23 protein-coding genes are annotated in these 24,324 nt (G+C 71.0%); 11 read left to right on the top strand and 12 right to left on the bottom strand.

Annotated features, from left to right (window positions below; genetic code table 11):
- Positions 1-5: 5 nt before the first annotated feature.
- A complete protein-coding gene (gene panD / locus AA23TX_RS37665; protein ID WP_155547774.1) occupies positions 6-503 on the top strand; it encodes an aspartate 1-decarboxylase in 498 nt (165 codons plus the stop codon).
- 5 nt (positions 504-508) lie between these two features.
- Positions 509-1,285, top strand: a complete 777-nt coding sequence (locus AA23TX_RS37660; RefSeq protein ID WP_155547773.1) for a type III pantothenate kinase — start codon at positions 509-511, stop codon at positions 1,283-1,285.
- Positions 1,286-1,288: 3 nt separating this feature from the next.
- Here the strand turns inward: AA23TX_RS37660 and AA23TX_RS37655 are convergent, their stop codons facing one another.
- Positions 1,289-1,690, bottom strand: coding sequence for a DUF6640 family protein (locus AA23TX_RS37655; RefSeq protein ID WP_155547772.1), 402 nt, complete (start codon positions 1,688-1,690; stop codon positions 1,289-1,291).
- 58 nt (positions 1,691-1,748) lie between these two features.
- The gene (locus AA23TX_RS37650; protein ID WP_155547771.1) at positions 1,749-2,501 is read right to left on the bottom strand and encodes a class I SAM-dependent methyltransferase; all 753 of its coding nucleotides are present in this window, start codon (positions 2,499-2,501) and stop codon (positions 1,749-1,751) included.
- Positions 2,502-2,677: 176 nt separating this feature from the next.
- Between AA23TX_RS37650 and lysS the strand changes: the two genes are divergently transcribed.
- Together lysS and AA23TX_RS37640 are read left to right on the top strand one after the other, a co-directional pair.
- Complete coding sequence (lysS, locus tag AA23TX_RS37645; protein ID WP_155547770.1) at positions 2,678-4,189, top strand: lysine--tRNA ligase; 1,512 nt, start codon at positions 2,678-2,680, stop codon at positions 4,187-4,189.
- Positions 4,190-4,324: 135 nt separating this feature from the next.
- Positions 4,325-4,675 carry a histone-like nucleoid-structuring protein Lsr2 gene (locus tag AA23TX_RS37640; RefSeq protein WP_155547769.1) on the top strand — a complete coding sequence of 117 codons (351 nt, stop codon included), beginning with the start codon at positions 4,325-4,327 and terminating at the stop codon, positions 4,673-4,675.
- Positions 4,676-4,784: 109 nt separating this feature from the next.
- Here the strand turns inward: AA23TX_RS37640 and AA23TX_RS37635 are convergent, their stop codons facing one another.
- Complete coding sequence (locus AA23TX_RS37635) at positions 4,785-5,618, bottom strand: AraC family transcriptional regulator (protein WP_155547768.1); 834 nt, start codon at positions 5,616-5,618, stop codon at positions 4,785-4,787.
- Between the two features lie 65 nt (positions 5,619-5,683).
- Here AA23TX_RS37635 and AA23TX_RS37630 point away from each other — a divergent pair, with 65 nt between their 5' ends.
- On the top strand, positions 5,684-6,247 hold the full coding sequence (locus tag AA23TX_RS37630) for a TIGR03086 family metal-binding protein (RefSeq protein WP_155547767.1): 564 nt from the start codon (positions 5,684-5,686) through the stop codon (positions 6,245-6,247).
- A 156-nt stretch (positions 6,248-6,403) separates the two neighbouring features.
- Here the strand turns inward: AA23TX_RS37630 and AA23TX_RS37625 are convergent, their stop codons facing one another.
- The gene (locus AA23TX_RS37625; RefSeq protein WP_155547766.1) at positions 6,404-7,171 is read right to left on the bottom strand and encodes a (2Fe-2S)-binding protein; all 768 of its coding nucleotides are present in this window, start codon (positions 7,169-7,171) and stop codon (positions 6,404-6,406) included.
- Positions 7,172-7,515: 344 nt separating this feature from the next.
- On the opposite strand from AA23TX_RS37625, the gene AA23TX_RS37620 reads away from it, so the two are divergent.
- Entirely contained in the window at positions 7,516-10,074 is a 2,559-nt protein-coding gene (locus tag AA23TX_RS37620) for an ATP-dependent Clp protease ATP-binding subunit (protein WP_155547765.1), read from the top strand.
- A 130-nt stretch (positions 10,075-10,204) separates the two neighbouring features.
- Positions 10,205-11,917 (top strand): Hsp70 family protein, encoded by a 1,713-nt coding sequence (locus AA23TX_RS37615; protein ID WP_155547764.1) that lies wholly within the window; start codon positions 10,205-10,207, stop codon positions 11,915-11,917.
- A 4-nt stretch (positions 11,918-11,921) separates the two neighbouring features.
- On the opposite strand, the gene AA23TX_RS37610 is transcribed toward AA23TX_RS37615, so the two are convergent.
- Positions 11,922-12,380, bottom strand: a complete 459-nt coding sequence (locus tag AA23TX_RS37610; protein WP_155547763.1) for a YbaB/EbfC family nucleoid-associated protein — start codon at positions 12,378-12,380, stop codon at positions 11,922-11,924.
- A 134-nt stretch (positions 12,381-12,514) separates the two neighbouring features.
- Here AA23TX_RS37610 and AA23TX_RS37605 point away from each other — a divergent pair, with 134 nt between their 5' ends.
- Positions 12,515-13,177 carry an Ig-like domain-containing protein gene (locus AA23TX_RS37605; RefSeq protein WP_155547762.1) on the top strand — a complete coding sequence of 221 codons (663 nt, stop codon included), beginning with the start codon at positions 12,515-12,517 and terminating at the stop codon, positions 13,175-13,177.
- Here AA23TX_RS37605 and AA23TX_RS37600 read toward each other — a convergent pair.
- The 3 genes from AA23TX_RS37600 to AA23TX_RS37590 all read right to left on the bottom strand — a co-directional run bounded on the left by AA23TX_RS37600 (position 13,174) and on the right by AA23TX_RS37590 (position 15,718).
- The gene (locus tag AA23TX_RS37600; RefSeq protein WP_155547761.1) at positions 13,174-13,587 is read right to left on the bottom strand and encodes a hypothetical protein; all 414 of its coding nucleotides are present in this window, start codon (positions 13,585-13,587) and stop codon (positions 13,174-13,176) included. The two genes, AA23TX_RS37605 and AA23TX_RS37600, sit on opposite strands and share 4 nt — an antisense overlap.
- Complete coding sequence (gene pcp / locus AA23TX_RS37595) at positions 13,584-14,222, bottom strand: pyroglutamyl-peptidase I (protein WP_155547760.1); 639 nt, start codon at positions 14,220-14,222, stop codon at positions 13,584-13,586. The genes AA23TX_RS37600 and pcp overlap by 4 nt, the downstream gene beginning before the upstream one ends.
- A gap of 65 nt (positions 14,223-14,287) precedes the next feature.
- The gene (locus AA23TX_RS37590) at positions 14,288-15,718 is read right to left on the bottom strand and encodes a M1 family metallopeptidase (protein WP_155547759.1); all 1,431 of its coding nucleotides are present in this window, start codon (positions 15,716-15,718) and stop codon (positions 14,288-14,290) included.
- A 161-nt stretch (positions 15,719-15,879) separates the two neighbouring features.
- Here AA23TX_RS37590 and AA23TX_RS37585 point away from each other — a divergent pair, with 161 nt between their 5' ends.
- Positions 15,880-19,056, top strand: a complete 3,177-nt coding sequence (locus AA23TX_RS37585; protein WP_155547758.1) for an AfsR/SARP family transcriptional regulator — start codon at positions 15,880-15,882, stop codon at positions 19,054-19,056.
- A gap of 72 nt (positions 19,057-19,128) precedes the next feature.
- Here the strand turns inward: AA23TX_RS37585 and AA23TX_RS37580 are convergent, their stop codons facing one another.
- Together AA23TX_RS37580 and AA23TX_RS37575 are read right to left on the bottom strand one after the other, a co-directional pair.
- Positions 19,129-19,935: an ABC transporter permease gene (locus AA23TX_RS37580; RefSeq protein WP_155547757.1), complete on the bottom strand. Its 807-nt coding sequence runs from the start codon at positions 19,933-19,935 to the stop codon at positions 19,129-19,131.
- Entirely contained in the window at positions 19,932-20,915 is a 984-nt protein-coding gene (locus AA23TX_RS37575; RefSeq protein WP_155547756.1) for an ATP-binding cassette domain-containing protein, read from the bottom strand. Before AA23TX_RS37575 ends, AA23TX_RS37580 begins: the two co-directional genes overlap by 4 nt.
- 162 nt (positions 20,916-21,077) lie before the next feature.
- Here AA23TX_RS37575 and AA23TX_RS37570 point away from each other — a divergent pair, with 162 nt between their 5' ends.
- Positions 21,078-22,037 carry an endonuclease/exonuclease/phosphatase family protein gene (locus AA23TX_RS37570; RefSeq protein WP_155547755.1) on the top strand — a complete coding sequence of 320 codons (960 nt, stop codon included), beginning with the start codon at positions 21,078-21,080 and terminating at the stop codon, positions 22,035-22,037.
- Between the two features lie 25 nt (positions 22,038-22,062).
- Positions 22,063-23,154: a beta propeller repeat protein gene (locus AA23TX_RS37565; protein WP_155547754.1), complete on the top strand. Its 1,092-nt coding sequence runs from the start codon at positions 22,063-22,065 to the stop codon at positions 23,152-23,154.
- 15 nt (positions 23,155-23,169) lie between these two features.
- Here AA23TX_RS37565 and AA23TX_RS37560 read toward each other — a convergent pair whose 3' ends face one another.
- Together AA23TX_RS37560 and AA23TX_RS37555 are read right to left on the bottom strand one after the other, a co-directional pair.
- Complete coding sequence (locus AA23TX_RS37560; RefSeq protein ID WP_155547753.1) at positions 23,170-23,973, bottom strand: SIR2 family NAD-dependent protein deacylase; 804 nt, start codon at positions 23,971-23,973, stop codon at positions 23,170-23,172.
- A complete protein-coding gene (locus AA23TX_RS37555) occupies positions 23,966-24,277 on the bottom strand; it encodes an antibiotic biosynthesis monooxygenase family protein (protein WP_155547752.1) in 312 nt (103 codons plus the stop codon). The genes AA23TX_RS37560 and AA23TX_RS37555 overlap by 8 nt, the downstream gene beginning before the upstream one ends.
- Positions 24,278-24,324: the final 47 nt, after the last annotated feature.

The following is a 24,324-nucleotide window of genomic DNA, read 5'->3' as shown; positions in this document are numbered from 1 at the left end:
CCACTATGTACCGCACGATGCTCAAGTCGAAGATCCACCGCGTCACCGTGACCCAGGCCGACCTGCACTACGTCGGCTCGGTGACGGTCGACGAGGACCTGATGGAGGCCGCGGACCTGCTGCCGGGGGAACAGGTGTCCATTGTGGACGTCACCAACGGCGCGCGGCTGGAGACCTACGTCATCAAGGGTGAGCGCGGTACCGGCGTGCTCGGCATCAACGGCGCCGCGGCGCACCTGGTGCACCCGGGCGACCTGGTGATCCTCATTTCGTACGGCCAGATGGACGACGCCGAAGCCGCGACGTACGAGCCACGCGTGGTGTTCGTCGACGCGGACAACCGGATCGTCCACCGGCACGCCGATCCGGGCTACGCGCCCGAGGGCTCGGGGCTGCTGTCCGGCACGGTGACGCTGCCGCCGGAAGAGGAGACGGCGGTGTTCCCGGTCGCGGAGACGGCGGACGCCCGCCGCCTCGACGCGCTGCTGCACGCGGAAAGCTGACCCGCTTGCTGCTCACCGTCGACGTCGGCAACACGAACATCGTGTTGGGGCTGTACTCCGGCACCGAACTCGTCGGGGACTGGCGCATGCGCACGGACGCGCGCATGACGGCCGACGAGCTGGCGTTGACGGTGCGCGGCCTGCTGGGCCCGCACGCGGACGCGGTGACGGGCATCAGCGCGCTGTCGACGGTGCCGGCGGTGCTGCGCGAGCTGCGGGTGATGCTTTCGCGCTACTACGACCGGGTCCCGAAGATCGTGGTGGAGCCGGGCGTCCGCACGGGCGTGGCCCTGCTGGTGGACAACCCGAAGGAGGTGGGCGCGGACCGGCTGATGAACACGCTGGCCGCGCACCACCTCCACGATTCGGCGTGCGTGGTCGTCGACTTCGGGACGTCGACCAACGTGGACGCCATTTCCGCCCGGGGCGAGTTCCTGGGCGGGGCGTTCGCGCCGGGCATCGAGATTTCGGTGGACGCGCTGGCGTTGCGCGCGGCGGCGTTGCGGAAGGTCGAGCTGGTGCCGCCGCGGTCGGTGATCGGGAAGAACACCGTGGAGTGCCTGCAGTCGGGGATCCTGTACGGCTTCGCCGGCCAGGTCGACGGGCTGGTCCGGCGGATCGTCCGGGAGCTGTCGCCGAACGGCACGGAACCGGTGGCGGTCCTGGCGACCGGTGGCTTGGCGCCCCTGGTGATCAGCGAGTCGGAGACGATCACCGAGCACGTGCCGGACTTGACGCTGCTCGGCTTGCGGCTGGTGTTCGAGCGGAACATCCGGTCCTGACGGCTAGTCGCGAGCCAGCCGGCGTCGCTCCAGCAGGTAGCCCAGCGCGGTGATGCCCAACGCCGGGAAAGCCACCACGGCCTGGGGGAACTTGGCCGTCCCCGGCGGGTCCACCGCCTTCGAACCCGGATAGGCCAGCGCGGAGATCTGCGTCAGCCAGTACAGGGATGCCAGGACCGCCCCCGCGTCGAGGCTCTCCCGGGTCGGGCGGCGCCACAGCTGCCAGAGGCTGGTGGTCCCGAGCGCGAGCCCGAGGCTCATCGTCTGGCCGTTGTGGAACTTCGCGTGCGGTGGCCAAGCGGGGTTCTTGACGTGCGTTTCGTTCCAGTCGGCGCGGTACGGGCCCACGGCCGTCACCAATGACACCAGCGAGATCAGGGTCCGCCCCAGTGATTTCCTGCTCATCACACCAGTGTCGAACCTCGAGCTTGATCGAGGTCAATGCGTGGTGACGAAAAATGTCTCACCGGCGTCGCGCGCGGAGAGCCCAGGTGATCAGGGGCAGGTCGAACTCGCCGTCCGCCGTCGCCGGATTCGCCGACAGGAACTCGCGCATCCGCGTCAGCATCGCCGACGACTCGTCCGGCGCCGAGACGATCACCATCGAATACGTCCCGATCGTTTCCAGCAGGCTCTCCGCCGTCCGCCGTTGCACATGGCGAAACCGATCGCTTTCGAACGCGGCGAACTCCGGGTGCGCCATCTCTCGCAAATCGTCCGTCCGGGCCGGCTTCCGGGCCCCATCGCGGCCGAGTGAGGTGAACTGCTCGACCCACGGCACCGAATCGTCTTCGTAGTTCCACATCGGCACCAGCACGCCGCCCGGGCGCAGCACGCGCGCGATCTCCGTCATCGCCGCCGGCACGTCGAACCAATGGAACGCCTGGCCGACGAAAACCGCGTCGACTCCGGCGTCGGGCAACGGGATCCGTTCCGCCCGGCCCTCCAGAGACGCCGCCCCGGGCACGGTCCGCGCCAGTTCGGCGCGCATTTCCGGGTCGGGTTCGACCGCCGTGACGTCGAGTCCGAGCTCGGCCAGGCCGAGGGTGAGCTTGCCCGTTCCGGCACCCAGGTCGAGCACCCGGCGCGGCGTTCCGGTCGCGCCCGAAAGGCCCCATTCGATCGCTTCCCGCGGGTAGCCGGGCCGGTGCTCGGCGTACGCGGCCGCTCGGCTGCCGAAGGAAGAAGCACGCTGGGCGTGCGTGGGGTCACTCACCGGGCCAGGTTACCGATCCGGCCGGAAGCGGGCCGACCTTCGAGCGGCGAGCAACCGTTGCCGCGAAAGCCATCGGCCGTGACTGTAGCCGGATCGCTAACGAACGACGCGGTATGGACGGAAAGGAAAGGTAATCCGGTTGGCGTAGCGCTCAGCCGGGTTCGTACCCTAGGGCCATGACCGAAAAGCCCCCTCCCACCAGCGAGCCCGCCGAAGACGAACTGCCCGAGCAGATGCGGGTGCGCCGGGAGAAGCGCGACCGGATCCTCGCGGAGGGTATCGATCCCTACCCGGTCGAGGTACCCCGCACGCACTCGCTGGCCGAGGTGCGCGCCGCGCATGAAGGGCTGCCCGTCGACACCGCCACCGGCGAGACCGTGGGCGTCACCGGCCGGGTGATGTTCCTGCGCAACACGGGCAAGCTGTGCTTCGCCAGCCTCCGCGAGGGTGACGGCACCGAGCTGCAGGCCATGATCAGCCTGGCGAAGGTCGGCGAGGACGCGCTGGCCGCGTGGAAGTCCGACGTCGACCTCGGCGACCACGTGTTCGTGCAGGGTGAGGTCATCACGTCCAAGCGCGGCGAGCTGTCCGTGATGGCCGACGCCTGGCGCATCACGTCGAAGGCGCTGCGCCCGCTGCCGAACGCCTTCAAGGACCTGGCCGAGGAGACGCGGATCCGCCAGCGCTACGTCGACCTCATCATGCGCCCGCGCGCGCGGGACGTCGTGCGCACGCGCGCCGGCGTGGTCCGTTCGCTGCGGGAGTCGTTCCACCGCCGCGGGTTCACCGAGGTCGAGACGCCGATGCTGCAGACGCTGCACGGCGGCGCCGCGGCCCGCCCGTTCGTCACGCACTCGAACGCGTTCGACATGGAGCTCTTCCTGCGGATCGCGCCGGAGCTCTACCTCAAGCGCTGCGTCGTCGGCGGCATCGAGAAGGTCTTCGAGATCAACCGCAACTTCCGGAACGAGGGCAGCGACTCCTCGCACTCGCCGGAGTTCGCGATGCTCGAGTACTACGAGGCCTACGCCACTTACGACACGAATGCGGTGATGACGCGGGAGCTGATCCAGGAGGCCGCGCAAGCGGTGCTGGACACCCAGGTCATCACCCTGCCCGACGGTTCGGAGTACGACCTGTCCGGCGAATGGACCACACTCGGAATGTACGAGTCGTTGTCCGATTCCCTCGGCGAAGAGGTGACGCCGGAGACGCCCGCCGCCAAACTGCACGGATTCGCGCAGGCCAGGGGCCTGGAAGTGGATCCGAAGCTGGGTCACGGGAAGCTGGTCGAGGAACTGTGGGAGCACCTCGTCGGAGATCACCTGCACGCTCCCACGTTTGTCCGTGATTTTCCGCTGGAGACGTCCCCATTGACGAGGCAGCACCGCTCGCGGGCCGGGGTGGCCGAGAAGTGGGACCTCTACGTGCGCGGATTCGAACTCGCCACCGGATACTCCGAGCTGGTCGATCCGGTCGTCGAACGGGAACGGCTCACCGAACAGTCGCTGCTGGCCGCGCAGGGCGATAGCGAAGCCATGCGCCTCGACGAGGATTTCCTGAGGGCCCTGGAGTACGGAATGCCGCCGAGCGGTGGCGTCGGAATGGGGATCGACCGGCTCCTCATGGCGCTGACCGGTCTCGGTATCCGGGAGACGATCCTCTTCCCGCTCGTGCGTCCCGAATAACCCGGCGGTGTCGTTTACCGCAATGAGATTTGCGCTGTCCTCCAGAAGCGGGTACTAATGTTCTAGACAAAGACTTCTGTCCCGGGGCTCGCCCCGTAACCAGATCATTGAGCAAGTCCCCGCAGGAGGAATCGGATGGCACAGAAGGTGCTCGTCTCGCTGGTCGACGACCTCGACGGCAGTGAGGCGGAAGAGACCGTCGAGTTCGGTTTGGACGGCGTGAGCTACCAGATCGACCTCTCCTCGGATAACGCCGAGGAGCTGCGGGACGCCCTCGCCCAGTATGTCGAGCACGCGCGTCGCGCGGGTGGCCGCAAGCGCGCTTCGGTTCGCCCGGTCGCGGGCAAGGGCTCGGCCCGGCCGGCCGCTGTCGACCGTGAGCAGAACCAGGCCATTCGGTCGTGGGCGCGCAAGAACGGTTACGCCGTTTCGGACCGGGGCCGGATCCCGTCCGAGGTCGTCGAGGCGTACCACAAGAAGAACTGAGGATCCTTCGCCTCTCACCCGGTGTCCGCAGGTCACCGGGCGGGGCCGGGAACTCCTCCACGCGGGGTTTCAGTCGAAGCCGCCGGGCGAATTCGCCCGGCGGCTTTCTTCATGTCCGATCGTTGTCCGGTGCGTGTTCGCGGTCCGCCCGGGTCGTGCGGGCGTACTCGGCCGGCGGTTGACCCGTCACGGTGTGAAAATCGCGGATGAAGTGCGACTGGTCGCTATAGCCCAGTCGAACCGCCAGACCGGCGTAATCCGGATCCCCTTCCGCGGCGATCCGCTGTGCCGCGTCGTTGAGGCGGTATATCCGGATCGCCCACTTGGGTGTGCAGCCGACGTGTTCGGTGAACAACCGCTGCACGGACCGGGTGGTTAGTCCAGTATCCGCGCACAGTTGCGCCACCCGGGTAATTCCCGGATCGCGTGCGATTGATTCCACGGCCTCGGCGGCGCGTCGCGCGGACGTCGACAGGCTGGTGGGTTTTGCGATCAGCAAGTTGTCGATCGCGCGGACCATTTGCACGTCATCGGTGGCGGTCCGCACCGATTCCGCGGCTTCGATCGCCGTCGGACCGAAAACGTCGGCGAGCGGGACAGCGCGGTCGGTGATGTCACTCACCGGGCCGCCGAGGAACGCGCGGAAGCACCCGGGCCGGAAACGCACACCCAAGCCTTGGACGCGGCCTTCGAGGCGGTGGGAAAAGACGTCGTGGGCCGGGCCGTACACGCCGGACGCACCGGGGAAGAACGCCGCGTGCACCGCGAGGTTCGGCAGGACGCGCTGTTCGTGGGGTGGTTTGCCGCGCAGGTCCCAGCGCAGCACCCAGTGGTATTCGACGAGGTCCGCCAGCTCGGGGGCGGGCGGATGCCTGGTCAGCGTGAACATCGTGCGCGCGGTGGCCTCGGCCACGATGCCGCGCGGGATCCGGTGCTCGCCCACGGCGTCCACGGTAGCTGTCGCGTTCTTTCAAGACGGCTGCGCCGGCGGGCGGATTGGATCGCGGGATGACTGCCGAGCTGATGCGGCCCGCCGCGGCCGAGTTCCTGCGGGTCGCCCACGCCGTGGCCGACCTGTCCGCCCCGACGCCGTGCGCCGGCTACGACGTCCGCGGGCTGCTGAACCACCTTCTGTATTGGGGCCCGTGGCTGGTCGCCGCGGGACGCCGCGAGGAGCCGCCATCTCCGTCGGCGGCCGAAGTCGTCACCGAGGATTGGCGGGCGGCGCTGGAGAAGCAGACGGAGACGCTCGTGGACGTGTTCGGGACGCCATCGGCGTGGACGGGCATGACGGCGCTGGGGACGACCCGCCTCCCGGCGCCGGTGGTCGGCGACATGGTGCTGGGCGAATTCGTTCTGCACGGCTGGGACCTGGCCCGGGCGAGCGGCCAGGAGCTCCGCTGCGCCCCCGAGGCGGCGACGGCGGTGTACGAGTCCGCGGTGGCCATGGGCGAGCAGGCGCGCTCGATGGGGGTCTACGGGCCGGCGGTGGCGGTACCCGCGGACGCCCCGGTGCTGGAGCGGGCGCTGGGGGCCTCGGGGCGGGACCCGCGGTGGACGCGCTCTCGCTGAGGGTTGTCCACAGGCCGGCTGGGATGTGGACAGCTTCGGCGCTTGAGTGGCGATCCGGCGGGTTTGTCGCAGGTCGCCGATAGAATGGAGTCGGGGTCGCCCCCCTGGGAGGGGCGGGGACTGTCCGGTGAGGCGGGGGCTGTCCTCGCCAGCCGGCTACCGGGCACAGGTGCGCGGGCAGCCGTCGCACTCCGGCTCTGCCGGGAGCAAGTACGAGAAGCAGCAGCTCTCCCTCCGCCGCGTCCACCCTCCGTCCACCCAGTGCAACGTCGACGCCGACGTCAGCGGCGGGTACCGCGAGTCGAGCACCAGGGCCGCGTCCGCGACGCCCGCCCCCTCCGCCTCCGGGGTGCCGCCCGCTCGGCCGGCTCCCCACAGGGCGTTCTCCAGCGCGTCGGTCGCCGCGGCCCAGAGGGTGCGGCGGCCGAAGCGGCTTTGGGGCCCGTAGGCCTGGACGAACCGGGCCGCGTGGGCCGTGTAGCGGGCCCGGAGGACCGCCGCCAGGGCTCGCTCGTCGCGGACCACCGTCGCTCCGGGCGCCGCCGAGGCCGGGTCGGTCGGCAGGCAGCAGAACCCGTCGGCGAGCACCGCCAGGTCGTCCGGGTACGGCTGACCCGCTCCGACGCGGAACGCCAGGTCTTCGGGGCGGAGTGAAGGCACCCGCCGCTCGTGGTGCAGCAGCAGCGCGCCCACCTGGGCCGGGATGTGCAGGTACCACGCGACCAGGTACGCGTCGACGGTCCTGGGTGGCGCCTCGCCGTACTCGCGCGCCAGCCAACCGGCCAGCCGTGTGCGCCACTCGTCGAAGGACCAGGCCAGGGCCGTCGAGCAGCGGATCCAGCCTTCGGGGACGTCCCGCCGCAGGTCGAGCCGTCGCAGGGAGGGCGCGAGGACGTCCGTCTCGCGGGTGCTCGGCTGGGTCAACGACGTCCTCCTTAGGTCTGCCTAACCTAACAGGACTCCGCCGATCGGGTGGCTGTCGCCCCGGTCACTCCCAGGTTGCGGACCTGTTCGCGGTGAGCGGACACCGCGCGGATGGCGGAATCCGAGTGGCCACTCGCACGTTGGGCTTGACGTAAAGGTGCAGGGCAACCTGATGATGGAAGCACCCGGAAGACCCCACGTCCGGGTGCGGGAAAGACCCAGAACAGCCGTAGTGGTACGCCAGCGCGACCGCTTGGCTACTAGAGTGGTCTCACGGTGCTGAATCCATCGCGGTGAAAGCACGATGGAAACGGGCCGCCGGCGCAGCAGTCGAGGGAGTGCACATGTTTGAGAGGTTCACCGACCGCGCGAGGCGGGTGGTCGTCCTGGCTCAAGAAGAGGCCAGGATGCTCAACCACAACTACATCGGCACCGAGCACATCCTCCTGGGTCTGATCCACGAGGGTGAGGGTGTCGCCGCCAAGGCGCTGGAGTCGCTGGGCATCGCCCTGGAGGGCGTGCGCCAGCAGGTCGAAGAGATCATCGGCCAGGGCCAGCAGGCGCCGAGCGGGCACATCCCGTTCACGCCGCGGGCGAAGAAGGTGCTGGAGCTGTCGCTGCGCGAAGCGCTGCAGCTCGGCCACAACTACATCGGTACCGAGCACATCCTGCTGGGCCTGATCCGCGAGGGCGAAGGCGTCGCCGCGCAGGTGCTGGTCAAGCTGGGTGCGGACCTGAACCGCGTCCGCCAGCAGGTGCTGCAGCTGCTCTCGGGCTACCAGGGCAAGGAGTCCACCGAAACCGGTTCCGGCGGCCGTGGTGAAGGCACCCCGTCGTCGTCGCTGGTGCTGGACCAGTTCGGCCGCAACATGACCGTGCTCGCCCGCGAGGGCAAGCTCGACCCGGTCATCGGGCGCGGCAAGGAGATCGAGCGGGTCATGCAGGTCCTGTCCCGCCGGACCAAGAACAACCCGGTGCTCATCGGCGAGCCCGGCGTCGGCAAGACCGCCGTCGTCGAGGGTCTCGCGCAGAGCATCGTCAAGGGCGAGGTGCCCGAGACGCTCAAGGACAAGCAGCTCTACACGCTGGACCTGGGCTCCCTGGTCGCCGGCTCCCGCTACCGCGGTGACTTCGAAGAGCGCCTGAAGAAGGTGCTCAAGGAGATCAAGACCCGCGGCGACATCATCCTGTTCATCGACGAGCTGCACACGCTGGTCGGGGCGGGTGCCGCCGAGGGTGCGATCGACGCGGCTTCGATCCTGAAGCCGATGCTCGCCCGCGGTGAGCTGCAGACGATCGGCGCGACCACGCTCGAGGAGTACCGCAAGTACATCGAGAAGGACGCCGCCCTCGAGCGCCGGTTCCAGCCGATCCAGGTCGGCGAGCCGTCGCTGGAGCACACGATCGAGATCCTCAAGGGCCTGCGCGACCGGTACGAGGCGCACCACCGCGTCTCGATCACCGACTCGGCGCTGGTCGCCGCCGCGACCCTGGCGGACCGGTACATCAACGACCGGTTCCTCCCGGACAAGGCGATCGACCTGATCGACGAGGCCGGCGCCCGGATGCGCATCCGCCGGATGACCGCGCCGCCGGACCTGCGCGAGTTCGACGAGAAGATCGCGAACGTCCGCCGCGACAAGGAGTCCGCGATCGACGCGCAGGACTTCGAGCGGGCCGCCCGCCTGCGTGACGAGGAGAAGACCCTCCTCGGCCAGAAGGGCGAGCGGGAGAAGCAGTGGAAGGACGGCGACCTCGACGTCGTCGCCGAGGTCGACGACGAGCAGATCGCGGAGGTGCTGGCCAACTGGACCGGTATCCCGGTGTTCAAGCTGACCGAGGAGGAGACCACCCGGCTGCTGCGCATGGAGGACGAGCTCCACAAGCGCATCATCGGCCAGGAGGACGCGGTCAAGGCCGTCTCGCAGGCGATCCGCCGTACGCGTGCCGGTCTGAAGGACCCGAAGCGCCCGTCGGGCTCGTTCATCTTCGCCGGCCCGTCCGGTGTCGGTAAGACCGAGCTGTCGAAGGCGCTGGCGGCGTTCCTGTTCGGCGAGGACGACGCGCTCATCCAGATCGACATGGGCGAGTTCCACGACCGCTACACCGCGTCGCGGCTCTTCGGTGCCCCTCCGGGCTACGTGGGCTACGAAGAGGGTGGCCAGCTGACGGAGAAGGTGCGTCGCAAGCCGTTCTCGGTGGTCCTGTTCGACGAGATCGAGAAGGCGCACCAGGAGATCTACAACACGCTGCTGCAGGTGCTGGAAGACGGCCGCCTGACCGATGGTCAGGGTCGCACGGTCGACTTCAAGAACACGGTCCTCATCTTCACGTCCAACCTGGGCACGTCGGACATCTCGAAGTCCGTCTCGCTCGGGTTCGCCGGGTCCAACGACACCGGCACCCGGTACGAGAAGATGAAGCAGAAGGTCAACGAGGAAATGAAGAAGCATTTCCGCCCGGAGTTCCTGAACCGGATCGATGACATCATCGTGTTCCACCAGCTGACGCAGGACCAGATCATCATGATGGTCGACCTGATGATCGGCCGCGTGGAGAAGCAGCTCAAGGCCAAGGACATGGAGCTGGAGCTGACGGCGAAGGCCAAGGCCCTGCTGGCCAAGCGCGGCTTCGACCCGGTGCTGGGCGCGCGGCCGCTGCGTCGCACGATTCAGCGCGAGATCGAGGACCAGCTGTCGGAGAAGATCCTCTTCGGCGAGGTCGAGCCCAGCCAGATCATCCTGGTCGACGTCGAGGGCTGGAGCGGCAACCCCGAGGACAAGGACGACCAGGCCCGGTTCACCTTCCGCGGTGAGCGCAAGCCGTCGTCGGTCCCGGACGCCCCGCCGGTCAGCATCGGCGCGGGCCACGAAGAGCAGGGCGGCGAAGCCGAGAACGAGTGATCGGCTGAGTGGTTCGTAGGAAGGGCGGTTCCCCGGAAGGGGAGCCGCCCTTTTTGCTTGTGTCCGACGCACCGAAAGCCGGGTCGGGGTCCGTGAGACGATGCCGGGCGGAGCTTGGGAGGGTATCCGCGTGGACGTGCTGTCGATCGACTTCGGGACCTCCAGCACCGTCGCTGTCCTCTCCGCCTTCGGGCGCGGGCCGCGGGCCGTCGAGGTCGATGGGTCCGTCACCATGTCCTCCGCCGTCTTCGTCAACGATGACGGCCTGCTCGTGGTCGGGCAGGATGCCGAACGGCGGGCGCGGCTCGATCCCAGCCGGTTCGAGCCCAACCCCAAGCGGCGCATCGACGAAGGCACCCTGCGGCTCGGCGATTCCACAGTGGAGGTCACCGACGCCTTCGCCGCCGTCCTGCGCAGGGTCGGGGAGGAAGCCGAACGGCAGCTCGGCCGGCCGCCCGGGCAGACGCGGATCTCGCACCCCGCCGGCTGGGGTGCCACCCGGCAGGACGCGATCCGCACCGCCGCAGCCAAAGCCGGGTTCGGTGATGTCCGGCTGGTACCCGAGCCCGTGGCGGCGGCCGCGCACTACGCGAGCATCGGCCATCGCAACACCGGCCCCATCGGCGTCTACGACCTCGGCGCCGGCACCTTCGACTGCGCCGTCGTCGGCGTTTCCCGGCAGGGCTTCGCCGTGCTCGCCGAAGGGGGCCTGCCCGACCTCGGCAGCCTCGACATCGACCAGGCGCTGCTCGTGCACATCGGCCGCTCGGTCTCGCACGCCGATCCCGCGCAGTGGCAACGGCTTCTGCGTCCGCAGTCCACCGCCGACCGCCGCACCCGGCGCGCGTTGCTGCAGGATGTCCGTGACGCCAAGGAAAGTCTTTCCCGCCACACCCAGACCCACGTGCCGATGCCCGAGCCGTTCGGTGACGTCCTGGTCAGCCGCGACGAGCTCGAAGCGCTCGTGCGGCCCAGCCTGCTGCGCAGCGCCGAACTGCTCGCCGCGACGATCCACCGCGCCGGCCTGACCCCCGCGCAGCTCGGCGGCGTCTACCTCGTCGGCGGGCCGAGCCGGATGCCGTTGCTGGCCACGCTGCTCGGGCGCCAGCTCGGCGTCACGCCGACCACGCAGGACCAGCCCGAAACCGCCGTCGCGTTCGGCCTCCACCACGTTCCCCTCAGCACCACCGCCGATCTCACCGTGCCCGCCTTCGCGCCGGTCCGGCCGCCCGTGACGCCGCCGCGGCCGCAGCCCTGGCAGCAGCAACCGCCTCCTCGGTACGCGCCGCCGTCGCCGGAGCCGAAGAAGACCACGAAGCCGTGGCTAATCGCGCTCGCCGTGCTCGTGGTCGTCGCCGTCGTGGTGACGGTCGTCGTGCTGGTCACCACGAGCGGCTCCGCCGCTGAGTCCACTGTGGACTGCACGACCACGGCTCAGCGCGACCAGGCCGGGTTCACCCCGTGCCTGCGCTCGCTGGCCGGCACCGTCCCGGACCGCGCCACCTGCCGGACCGCCGACTCCGTGGCCCGGTTGGTGCACGCCCAGACGGCCGTCACCTGCGGGTTCGGCCAGGGCGCCGCCGTGAGCTACTACCAGGGCGTGACCGTCGACGAGATCGAGGCGGGCGCGAAGCTGCAGATGGGCGACGGCACCGTCGAGCGCGGCACCTGGGACGGCGGCGGGCTGCACGGCCGGTACGTCGCCGGGGTCGGCAGCGCCACGGGGATCGTGCTCTTCGGCGCCGACGACCGCCGGGCGGCCGGGCTCTACGTCTCGATCGACCGCGGGCGCCGGACCCCGGACCTCGTCGCCTACTTCACCGGAGAGCTCAAACCGGCCTGACGGCTCACCAGGCCTGGTCCATCCGCGGGCCCTGGCGGTAGAAGTCCTCGTCCGTCACCGGGCCCGGCGGCGGTGCGACGGCCGGTGCTTCGGTCGAACGGTTCTTCAGCACCGCGCCGGTCCGCTCTTCGTGTCGGGGGATGGCAGGCGGCGGCGCCGGTTCGAACCGCATCCGCCAGCGCAGCCGGTCCATCAGGTAGCCACCGCTGCCCAAGGGCGCCAGCAGTTGCCCGGTCCGCTTCGCCGAGTCGCGCTGCGCCTCGACGTAGGTGCGCAGGACGGCGTCGGCGATCTCGTCCGGCGACATCCGCGACACGGCGTCGGTGAGCTGAAGCTGGGTCAGCACGCCGTCGGTGTTGACCGAGAGCGAGACGGCGCCGTCGGCGGACGTCGCCGTCGACGACAGCGCGGACAGCTCGCCCAGGAGCGCATCGCGGTCCGGTTTCGCCGGGTGGTCGGCCATTCGATCATGTAAACACCGTTCAGCTGTCCGGCGGAGGGATTCGCGAGCGGTGTGCCGCAGATCACCGGCGCGTCGCCGTACCGCCGAACGGGCGAACCTCGTACCTGCCCGGGGTGGCCGGCGCTCTTACCTGCATGAGCACCGTCACGAAGCCTCGCGCGCCGAGCGTGCGGCGGCAGCTGCGCGAAGCGAAACGCTTCTCCTGGACCGGGTTCGGCGTCACGGTCGCGGCGTCGCTGCTCGGCGCGCTCGTCCCGGCGGCGATCGGCGCCGGCCCGGACGCGACACTGGTTTCGACGCTGGTCGTCACCGTGCTGGCGGCCGGCGGGTTCACCGCCAAGGACGGCAGCGCGGCCCGCGGGATCAAGGCGATCGCGATCGTGCTGCTGGCCGTGGGCGCTTTGGTCCTGACCGTCACCGGGGTGACGGTGCTCGACGTCGTTCGCGGCCGCCCGGCGACGTTCCCGGTGGTGCCGGCCGGGGACCCGGCGGCGCTGCTGGTCCCGCAGTCGGTCGCCTGCGGCACGACACCGGTGCACACGACGACGACCTGCACGGTGGCGGTCCGCAGCGTCGGCGCGGCCCCGCTGCGGGTGAGCGGGACCGACCTGGACAGCGAGGAGTTCGCGGTGGACGCGAGCGCGTGCGTCAGCGCCGAGGTGGCGCCGGGCAGGCGCTGCACCCTGGTCGTGAGCTTCACCCCGGCGTGGAGCGGCGATCGGGTGGCAGACCTGACGGTCCACCACAACGTCCCGGGCCCGTCGGCGTTCGTGGAGCTCACCGGCCGCGGCGGTTAGCCGCGGACGAACCGGATCCGCGCGGGCCAGGCCACCACCAGCTGCAGCAGCACGGAAACCGCCGCCAGCAGCGGGATCCGGTAGCCGCCGAGCGCTTCGGTCACGTTGAAGACGACCAGGAAGGCCAACGGCGCCAGCATCGCGGTCAGCACCACCGGCAGCTGGGGCCGGATCCGTGTCACGCTCACCAGGAGCAGCGCGATCAACGCCGAGCCGGCCATGGTCGCCCAGAAGACGAGCAAGCCGAGGAACCACTGCCCGAACATGCAGAAGCCCTCGATGGCGTCCGCGCACATCTGCTCGTAGCTGCCGGACACCGCGACCCAGAACCAGCCGGTGGCGGCGCCGCCGAGCGCGCTCGTCACGCTCGCCGCGACGAGCGCCCGCGGATCGGCCTGCAGCGTGGTCAATGCTCCGCGCCCGCGCTGACCGCGAGGTCCGTCGTCGTCCGCAAAGCCGTGTCCACCAGCGCTTCCAGCGCGTCGGCGATGCGGTCGACCCCCAGCGACGGCACCGCCTTGCCGGACGCCGCCACCTGTTCGGGGCTGAACGGGACGTGCACGAACCCGCCGCGCACGTCCGGCCGGGCCGAGAGCAGGTGCATCAGCCCGTAGAAGACCTGGTTGCACACGTACGTCCCGGCGGTGTGGGACACCGAAGCCGGCACGCCCGCCGCGCGGATCGCCGCCACGCACGCCTTCACCGGCAACGTCGTGAAGTACGCCGCCGGTCCGTCCGGGACCACCGGGACGTCCACCGGCCGCGCGCCCGCGTTGTCGGGGATGCGGGCGTCGATCAGGTTGACCGCGACGCGCTCCGGCGTCACGTCGGGGCGGCCGCCCGCCTGGCCCACGCACACCACCAGCGACGGCCGGTGCTCCTCCACCGCGCGTCGCAAAGTGGGCAGCGACGCGGCGAACTCGCACGGCAGCTCCACCGCGGCGATGTCGTCCCGGCGCGCGCCGAGCAGCGAAACCGCCTGCCACGACGGGTTCACCGGCTCGCCGCCGAACGGCGCGAACCCCGTCATCAGCACCCTGGCCATGCACCCTCCCGAAACGCCGTGAAGGCCACCCTACGACGCGGGGTGGCCTTCACGAAGGGATCAACTCAGGCGGCGGGCTTCAGGCCACCAGGGAAGAGGTACTGGTCGGCGGGCTTACCGGCCCCGTACACCCAGGCGTCGAAGAACCCCTGGAGGTTCTTGTGCGCGACCTTCTCGGTGTACTGCTGGAACTCCTGCATGCTCGCGTTCCCGTCCCGGTGCAGCGACGGCCAGGTCCTGAGGACCCGGTCGAACGCGGCCTGCCCGACGTAGTTGCGCAGCGCGTGCAGCATCATCGGGCCCTTCGAGTACACGTACGTGAACTCGTTGCCGGCGCCCATGTCGTACAGCTTGCCGTTCCAGAAGTTCGCGGAAGCCTTCTTGACGTCGTCCGCGTACTGCTTGTTCAGGTCGACGCCCTCCTTGCCCTCGTCCCAGAGCCACGTCGCGTACGACGCGAAGCACTCGTTGAGGCAGACGTCGCGCCAGTGCGAAACGGCCACCGAGTCGCCGTACCACTGGTGGGCGTTCTCGTGGACGATCGTCGGGACCGTGCCGGCCCAGCCTGCGGAGTAGATCGGCCGGCTCATCGTCTCCAGCGAGAAGCCGATCTGCTCGTTGAGGAAGATGCCGCCCGCCGCGTCGATCGGGTACTTGCCGAACTTCGACTCGAGGAAGTCGAGGATCTCCGGCAGCCGCGCCTCGGCCTGCTTCGTCGAGTCGGGGACGCCCGGGGCGAACGCGCTGACGACCGGGGTGCCGTCCTTGCGCTTCTGCCGGTCGAAGGTCCACTTGTCGATCGCGACCGTCGTCATGTACGGCACGATCGGCGTTTCCTCGGCCCAGACGTGCGTGGTGCCGCCCGGTGCCTTGAACGACGGCTTCTCGCGGCCGTTGGCGATCACACCCCACTCGTCGGGCACGGTGATCGCGAGGTGGAACGTGGCCTTGTCGAGCGGGGTGTCGTTGACCGGGTACCAGGTCGTGGCCGACTTCGGCTCGCCGGCGACGAACGCGCCGCCCGCCTGGGCGTACTGCCAGCCGTTGTTGCCGAGCGACGGGTCGTTGATCGGCGCGGGCACCCCGTGGTAGTCGATCTTGACCTCGAAGTGCTCGCCGCGCCGCAGCGACCGCGACGGCGTGACGACCAGCTCGTGGTCGCCGGTCCGGCTGAACTTCGCGCCGCGGCCGTCGACCTTCACCGAGTCGACGGTCAGGCCGCGGAAGTCGAGGTTGAACGAGCTGAGCGACTGCGTGGCCCGGGCGGAGATGTCCTGCGCGCCCTTGAGCTGGTGCGACGCGGGGTCGTAGCTCACCTTCAGGTTGTAGTCGGCGACGTCGTAGCCGCCGTTGCCGTCCTGCGGGTAGTAGCTGTCGCCGGCGCCGTCGCTGCCCGGCTTCGCGCCCCAGTCGTTCCCGGCGGCGGCGACCCCGCTGCTCAAGCAGATGCCGGTGAGCAGCGCGGCGGCGAGCACGACCGGTTTCTGTCCCCTCATGAACGCTCCTGTCTGGGGGTGGACGTGGAATCGCAACGTATCGCCACGAACGTGCCGCCGGGCGGTCTGACGTCGTATTTGTCCGGAAAGTCAACACTTCCGTCGGTGCCGGTCCGGCCATCCGCCCCCGGCGCCCGGGTGCGGTCTGGAAAGCTGGACGCATGCGCGTCGCGCTGCTGGGCCCGTTGCGGGCGACCGATGACGAAGGCACGCCGATCGACATCGGCGGGGCCCGCCTCCGCATGCTCCTGGCCAGGCTCGCGCTGGACGCCGGGCGCGCGGTCCCGGCCGACGCGCTCGTCGACGGTCTCTGGGGTGCCGAACCGCCGGCCGACGCCGCCAACGCGCTGCAGTCGCTGGTCTCGCGGCTGCGCAAGGCGCTGCCGGTGGCCGTCGAGTCGGGCCCGGGCGGCTACCGGCTCGCCGTGGCCCGTGAAGACGTCGACGCCGAACGCTTCGAACGGCTCGCCGCCGGCGGCCGCCGGGAGCTCGCCGCGGGCCGGGACGCGCACGCGGCCGAGCTGCTGACTGAAGCCCTCGCGCTCTGGCAGGGCGGTGCGCTCGCCGACGTCCTCGACGCGCCGTTCGCGCCCGCGCCCGCCCGCCGCCTCACCGACCTGCGGGCCGAGGCGATCGAAGACCGGTTCGAAGCGCTGATCCGGCTGGGCGAGCACGCCGGGGTCCTCGCCGACCTGGCCGCCGCGGCCGACGCCGACCCGCTGCGCGAACGGCTGGCCGGGCTGCGGATCCGGGCGCTCTGCGCGGCCGGGCGGCAGTCGGAGGCGCTGGGCGTCTACACCGGGATCCGCCGCACCCTGGCCGACCAGCTCGGCGTCGACCCCTCGGCCGAGCTGCAGGAGATCCACCTCGCCGCACTGCGCGGCGAGTTCGCGCCGCCGGCCCCGGTGACCGACCGGCTGCCGACCCGGCTGACCACGTTCATCGGCCGCGACGACGAGCTCAAGCTGCTGGCCGAGCTGCTCGGTGGCGCCCGGCTGGTCACCCTGATCGGCCCGGGCGGGGCGGGCAAGACCCGGCTGGCCACCGAGTCCGCGTCACGGCACCCGGCGCACGCCCGCGGGCGCGTGTGGTTCGTGCCGCTGGCCGGCGTCCGCGACCCGGGCGACGTCGTCGGCGCGGTGGCCGGCGCGCTGGAGGTGCGGGACATCCGCAGCGCCGACACCGAGGTGCGGCGGCGGCCGGACCTGCTCGGCCACGCCGTCGAGGTGCTGGCCGGCGGGGAAGCGCTGCTGGTGCTGGACAACTGCGAGCACGTCATCGACGCGGCCGCGACGCTGGCCGACGAGCTGCTGAGCCGGGCGCCCGGGCTGCGGATCCTCGCGACCAGCCGGGAGCCGCTGGCCATCACCGGCGAGGCGCTGTGCCCGCTCGGGCCGCTGCCCGTGCCGGCCGAACGCGCGGCGCCCGCCGAAGCCGCCGAGCTGGACTCGACGCGGCTGTTCCTCGACCGCGCGAGCGCGGTCCGCCCGGACTTCGTGCTCGACGAGTCCACTGTGGACGACGTCGGGCAGATCTGCCGCCGGCTGGACGGGATGCCGCTCGCGCTGGAGCTGGCCGCCGCGCGGCTGCGGTCGATGACGCCGGCCCAGATCGCCGCCAGGCTCGACGACCGGTTCCGGCTGCTGACCTCGGGCAGCCGCACCGCGCTGCCGCGGCAGCGGACGCTGCGCGCCGTCGTCGAGTGGAGCTGGGACCTGCTCACCGAACCGGAGCTGGTGCTCGCGCGGCGGCTCGCGGTGTTCCCCAGCGGTGCGCCGATGGACGCCGTCGAGCGGGTCTGCGCGGACGAGCTGCTGCCCGCCGCCGACGTCCCGTACGTGCTCGGCACGCTCGTCGAGAAGTCCATCGTGGACACCGTGAACCGCGGTGGCGAGCCGCGGTACCGGATGCTGGAGACCCTGCGGGCCTACGCCGGCGAGCGGCTCGCCGAGTCCGGCGAGCAGGCCGCGTTCCAGCGTGCGATGGCCCGCTACTACGTCGGCCTGGCCGAATGGGCGGAACCGTTGCTGCGCACCGGCGAGCAGCTGTCCGCGATCGACGTCTACGAGGCGGAGTCGGCCAACCTGACCGGCGCCCTGCGCACGGCCATCGAGATGTCCGATGTGGACACTTCGGTGCGGTTGCTCAACGGGATGTTCTGGTACTTCACCATTCTCGGGCAGGGCGAGCGGGCCGAGGAGTTCATCGACGCGGTGCTCGCCTTCGGCGACCGGCTGCCGCCGGACGTCAACGCGGCCTACCGCGCGATCGCGCGGCTGTTCCACCAGGTGCCGTCCCGGCTCCCGCTCGAAGGCGTCCACGAGCTGGTCGACGAGTGCGTCCGCACCGGTGCCGTGGGGAAGTACCCGGGCCTGGCCGTGGCGCTGCCGATGCTGGCCTTCCTCGGCGGCGACCGCGAGCTGGCGATGCGGGAGGTGCACCGCGCGCAGGCCGACGACGACACCTGGATCCGCTCGGGCGGCCACTGGGTGGAGAGCTTCCTGCTCGACGACACCGGGGACGTCGAGGGCGCGGACCGGGCCCGTGACCGCGCGTACGCGGGGTTCCGCGAGGTCGGCGACCGCTGGGGCACGGCGATGACGTTGAGCTTCAAGGCGAACGCGCTGTCCCAGGCCGGCTCGGGCGAGAGCGCGATCGAGGTGTACCAGCAAGGGCTGGCGCTGTCGATGGAGCTGCGGTCGCACGAGGACGTCGTGCAGCACTGGTGGCGCCTGGCCGTCGAGCGTGCCCGCCTCGGGGACCTCGAGGGCGCGTGGCGTGACCAGGAGGCCGCCGAGCGCTACGGGCGGGGGAACGAGAACCCCCAGCAGCGGGCGTTCCTGATGTTCGGCCGGATCGAGTTGTGCCTGCGCGGCGGGCAGCTGGCCGAAGCGCGCGCGGCGCTCACCCAGCTCCGGGCGCTGACGTGGGAAGTCGCCTTCCCCGAGGGCATGGGCGAGGAGTGGGTCGGCGCGTTCGAAGGGCGGCTCGCGCTGGCCGAGCACCGGCCGGACGCGGCCGAGGCGCACTTGACCAAGGCCATCTCCGCGACCGGCGACCGCGGTGACATGCCGGACCTCGCCGGCGCGGTGGAGCTGCTGGCCCTCGTGCGCCACCAGCAGGGCCGGCCGGTGGAGGCGGCCCGCATGCTGGGCGCGTCGGCGCTGATCCGAGGCCGGTTCGACCTCGGCAGCCCGGAGGTGCGCGAGCTGATCGCCCAGCTGCGCGCGGAGCTTTCCGACGCGCGGTACGAGGAGCTGATCGCCGAGGCTCGCGCGATGTCCAAAGAGGACGCCATCGCCGGGCTGAAGACCCCTACCGCAAATGGTCGTGAGTGAGAAACAGTGTTAGAACACTGTTTCTCACTCACGACCTCCCCCTGGCGCGGGACACCCCCGTGCCCCCGCGCCTCAGACCCGCCGGCGGTAGGCCCAGGTGGCCAGCGGGAAGAACACGATCACGGCACCGGCCATCCAGGCGAGCGCCCCGGCCAGCGGACCGGCGACGGCGCCGCCGTTCATCAGGCCGCGCAGCGCGTTCGCCATCAGGCTCACCGGGCTGATGTCCGCCCACGCCTTCAACCAGCCCGGCATGGTGCTGGTGCTGACGAACACGTTGCTGCCGAACGTCAGCGGCATGATGAAGACGAACATCAGCGCCGTCGCCGCGCCCGGTGACTTCATCACCATGCCGACGAACACCGAGCCCCAGCAGAAGCACAGCCCGAACGCCAGCGCGAGCAGGATCGCCACGGCGAACTCGCCGGGGCTGGTGGCGATCCGGTAGCCCATGATCGTCGCCACGACCATCAGCACGGTCAGGCAGACCACGTAGCGGACGATGTCGGCCAGCACCGCGCCGATCAGCGGTGCCGACCGGGCGATCGGCATGCTGCGGAACCGGTCGAAGACGCCCTTGGTGATGTCGGTGTTGAGGTTCGTGCCGACCGTGAGGCAGGCCTGCAGGATGTTCATCACCATGATGCCCGGCACGACCATCTGCAGGTACGCGTCGGTCGACCCGGACAGCGCGCCACCGAACAGGTAGACGAACATGACCAGGAAGATGATCGGCATCAGCGTGACGTCGGCCAGCTGTTCCGGGTTCTTGCGGATCTTCAGGACGCCGCGCCAGGCCAGCGAAAGCGCGTGCTGGAAACCCTTGGCGGGGCTGATGTGCCGCGGCGGGGCCGGGCGGTCGAGCGCCAGCGTCGTCATGCCAGGCTCCCTTCGAGGTCGCGGGTGGTGTCTTCGGTCGGCTCGTCGGCGGTGTGCCCGGTCAGGGCGAGGAACACCTCGTCGAGGCTGGGCAGCCGCAGCGCCAGCTCGTCCGCGGTGATCCCGGCTTCGTCCAGCTTGCGGACCAGGGTGGACAGCAGCACCGGGTCGTTGACCGGCGCGGTCAGCAGCCCGCTGGCGTCGTCCCGGGTCGGCTTGACGCCGGACAGGTCGCCGAGGATCCGGTGGACGGCGTCCATGTCGGACAGCTGGGTCGGCCGGACCTGCAGCGTCTGCCCGCCGACGCGGCGCTTGAGCTCGTCGGCGCGGCCGTCGGCCACGACGCGGCCGTGGTCGAACACGGTGATCTTGTCGGCCAGCTGGTCGGCCTCTTCGAGGTACTGCGTGGTCAGCAGCACCGTCGCGCCCTCGGCGACGAGGTTGCGGACGACGTCCCAGACCTCGTTGCGGGCGTGCGGGTCGAGCCCGGTGGTGGGCTCGTCGAGGTAGAGCACCTCGGGCCGGCCGACGAGGCTGGCGGCCAGGTCGATCCGCCGCCGCATGCCGCCCGAGTACGTCCGGATCGGCCGCTTGGCCGCGGGCGTCAGCTCGAACCGCTCGATCAGCTCGGTGGCCCGCGTCTTGGCGTGGGCCCGGGACAGGCCGTAGAGCCGGCTGATGAGCATCAGGTTCTCGATGCCGTTGAGGTCCTCGTCGACCGAGGCGTACTGCCCGGTCAACCCGATCAGGCTGCGGACCCGCACCGGGTCGGTGACGACGTCGAAGCCCCCGACGGTGGCTCTGCCGGAGTCGGGTTTCATCAACGTCGCCAGGATGCGGATCGCGGTCGTCTTGCCCGCGCCGTTGGGCCCGAGCACCCCGACCACCTGGCCGTAGGGGACCTCGAGGTCCACCCCGTCGAGCGCCTTGGTGTCCCCGAAGTGTTTGACCAGGCCCTCGGCCTGGATCGCGTGCGACATGGGCGTTCCTCCTTCGCTGTCGCTGGTGAGCTTCACTGTGGCCGGGTCCGCTGGCAGCGCACGCACAGCGCGCTGGCAGCGGCTGGCAGGCGCTGGTGGAGATCTTGTGGAGGAGTTGTCGGCGCCCGGGCCGGGTGGCGGGCACGTCGGCATACTCGGCACATGACCGTTGCGGAAGAGACGCGGGTCCGGCGGAAGAACCCGCTGGTCACGGCCCTGCTGGTGGTGCCGCTGGTGCTGCTGGCGGCCCTGGTCGCGCTGCGCCTGATCGGCTACGACGGCGACTGGTACACCCTCGTCGCGTTGGCACTGACGCCGTACGTGGCGGCCGCGGGTGCGCTGCTCGGCGGGCTCGCACTGGCGCTGCGGCGCTGGTGGGTCGGCGGGACCGCGCTGGTGCTGGCCATCGCGCTGGCCGTCCTCGTGCTGCCGCGGCTGGCGGCGAGCGACCAGCGTGAAGTGCACGGAAAGACACTGCGCGTGCTCGCGTCGAACCTGCTCTACGGCCAGGCGGACCCGAAGGCCGTCGTCGACCTGGTGCGCGAGCAGCGGATCGACGTGCTGAACCTGGTCGAGCTGACACCTCGCGCGGTCGACGGCCTGACCGCGGCCGGGCTGTTCCAGGCCCTCCCGTACCGGGTGCTGCACCCGGCGCCGGGCGCGTTCGGCTCGGGGATCGTGTCGCGCTTCCCGCTGAAGGAGGTCAACCTGACGGGTGATTCGGCGGCCAAGCAGCCGGGCGCCCAGGCCGACCTCGGCGACGGCGTGGTGGCCGAGATCGTCGCGGTCCACCCGATCTCCCCGGACGTCGACACCCCGCAGTGGGAGCGCGAGATCAAGGACCTCTCCCGCGCGGCCGGCGAGCACGGCCTGCGCATCCTGGCGGGCGACTTCAACGCGACGCTGGACCACGCGGCGTTCCGCACGGTGCTGTCCCGCGGCTACAACGACGCGGCGGAGGAGCACGGCTCGGGGTTGACGCCGACGTGGCCGTCGTCCTCGCCGGTGGTGACGATCGACCACGTGGTGGTCGACAACCGGGCCGCGGTCCAGGACTACCGGGTGTTCGACGTCGCGGGTAGCGACCACCGGGCGGTGTTCGCCGAAGTCCGCCTGCCGTGACGCCGTTCCTGGCAGGGTGACCGGCATGCGAAGACTCGTGTTCGCCCTCGTCCTGCTGGCCGCCGCCTGCGGGCAGTCCACCGCGGCCCCGGCGGACGACGGCCCGAAGAGCGCACTCGGGTTCGCGGCGCACGCTGGAGCGGTGGAGTTCCCGTCCGACACCGACTGGATCCCCACGACCGGCGGGCTGAACGCCCTGGTCCCGCTGAACAGCTGTGTGCTCGGCATCGGCGACTACGCGACCGGCAACCGCATGCTCAACGCGAACTGGACCGGCGGCGCGGACTGCACGACGTTGCGGATCGGCCCGATCGGCGGCGGGCTGCCGGCGGTGGCCGCGGTGGCGGGTCCGGCCGGCTCGGTGCTCGGGGCCGGCGCGAAGTTCTCGCACCGGGACGCCGGCGGAACCGTCACCGAGCTCGGTGAGCTGCGCGGCCGGCGGGAGGTGCGGGGGCTGGCGCGTTCGGGCGCCAACCTGGTGGCGGTCGGGACGGCGTTCCTGGACGGGCGGACGACCCGGCCGGTGGCCTGGGTGTCGGACGACGGAGGCAAGACGGAACGCACGGTCGTCATGCCGCTCGCCGAGGGGGTGACCGGGGCGAACGGGCCGTGGTCGGTGGCGGCCGCCGGGCCGGAGCTGCTCGCGGCCGGTTATTCGAACCCGCGGCTGCAGCTCTGGGCCTCGCACGACGGCGGCGGCAGCTGGACGGTGTCGGAGCTCGCGACGCCGTCGGACGAGACGCTGGTGTACGGGATCCTGCCGGTCGCCGGGCAGTGGATGCTCTACGGCGAGACGACGAACGGCTACGCGCAGCAGCCCTTCGTGGTCACCGGGAAGCCGGGCGCCTGGTCCACAGTGGACACGCCGGGCCCCGGGGGAATCGTGGCGGGCACGCTGGACGGGCGCGGCAACCTGGTGCTGGCCGCGCGGACGATCGAACCGAACCGCGGCGACCAGCGCCCGCGCTCCTGCTCGGCCGTGCTGGCGCGCGACGGTCAGGGCTGGCAGCGCGGCGAGCTGGGCTGCGCGGAGTGGCCGGTGCGGGTGGCCACGACACTGGCCGACGGCCGGGTCATGCTCGCCGGGAACCGCGACCTGTGGCTGCGACCGTCGTGAGTGAGAAACAGTGTTCTAACCCAGTTTCTCACTCACGAGGGCTTGCAGTGTTTCCAGTGCCCCGGCCGCGATCGACACCCCGCGGCCGTGGCGGATCTGCGGCTCCCGCGGGTTGATGCGGATCAGCGCGCCGCTCGCCGCGCTCGCCAGCTCGGCGTAGCGGCGGACCGTCGGGACCGCCTGGCCCGCGCCCAGCTCCACCACCACGAGGTCACGCGCGGTCCGGCGCCACGCCGTCAGCTCGTCGAGCTGGGCCTGGCTGCGGTCCGGGACCCAGTCGAAGTCGCCGAACATGAGGATGTTGGGGCGCGCGAGCCCGCCGCACCGCGGGCACGACGGCAACGGCGGCACGGCTCGCAGGGTTTCGGTGTCCAGCACGACGTCGACGTCGGCGGGCCAGATGTCCGACGTGCACCCGGAAAGGCACTGGAGGTGGTGGATCGAGCCGTGCGCCTCGGCGACGTGCTCGAAGCCCGCCTTCTGGAACTGGCCGTCCACATTGGATGTGAAGACGCGCACGGACGGGGCGAAGCCGAGCAACAGCCGGAAACCCTCGTGCGGCACGGTCTTTCGATAAAGCGAAAGCCGGTGGCCGTAGAAGCCCCAGGCCAGCTCGGGGTCGTCGGCGAAGTGCCGCGGGTCGGCCAGCTCCTCGAACCGCAGGCCGAGGCGGGCGTACGGCGGGTACGCGCGCCAGAACCCCTCGCCGCCGCGGAAGTCCGGCAGCCCGGAGTCGACGCCCATCCCGGCGCCGGCGCAGATCAGCAGCGCGCCGGCGCCGTCCAGGAGCTCCGCGGCCCGCTCGAGAGCGTCACTCACCCGGCTGCGAACCGAGGACGACCTCGAACTCGAGCAGGTTCGCCCCGGTGGACACGGGCTTGGCGCGCTCGCCCGAGTGCGCGGCCGCGGCCGGGCCGCCCTTCGCCCACGCCTGGTACGCCTCCTCGGTCTCCCACTTCGTGTAGACGAAGTAGCGCGTCTCGCCGGAAACCGGGCGCAGCAGCTCGAACCCGAGGAAGCCCGGCTGCTGGTCGACGGAGTGCATCCGCGCGGCGAACCGCTTCTCCAGCTCGGCGCCGGCGCCTTCGGGGACCTCGATCGCGTTGATCTTCACGACACTCATGGCTCCCAGAGTAGTTGGCCTGGCACTGTGACCCGTGCCACTGTGGA

The sequence above is a fragment of the Amycolatopsis camponoti genome, assembly GCF_902497555.1.
In the GTDB taxonomy this organism is placed as follows: domain Bacteria; phylum Actinomycetota; class Actinomycetes; order Mycobacteriales; family Pseudonocardiaceae; genus Amycolatopsis; species Amycolatopsis camponoti.
Note: the sequence above shows the minus strand (reverse complement) of the source record. Positions and strands in the feature narration are given on the sequence as shown.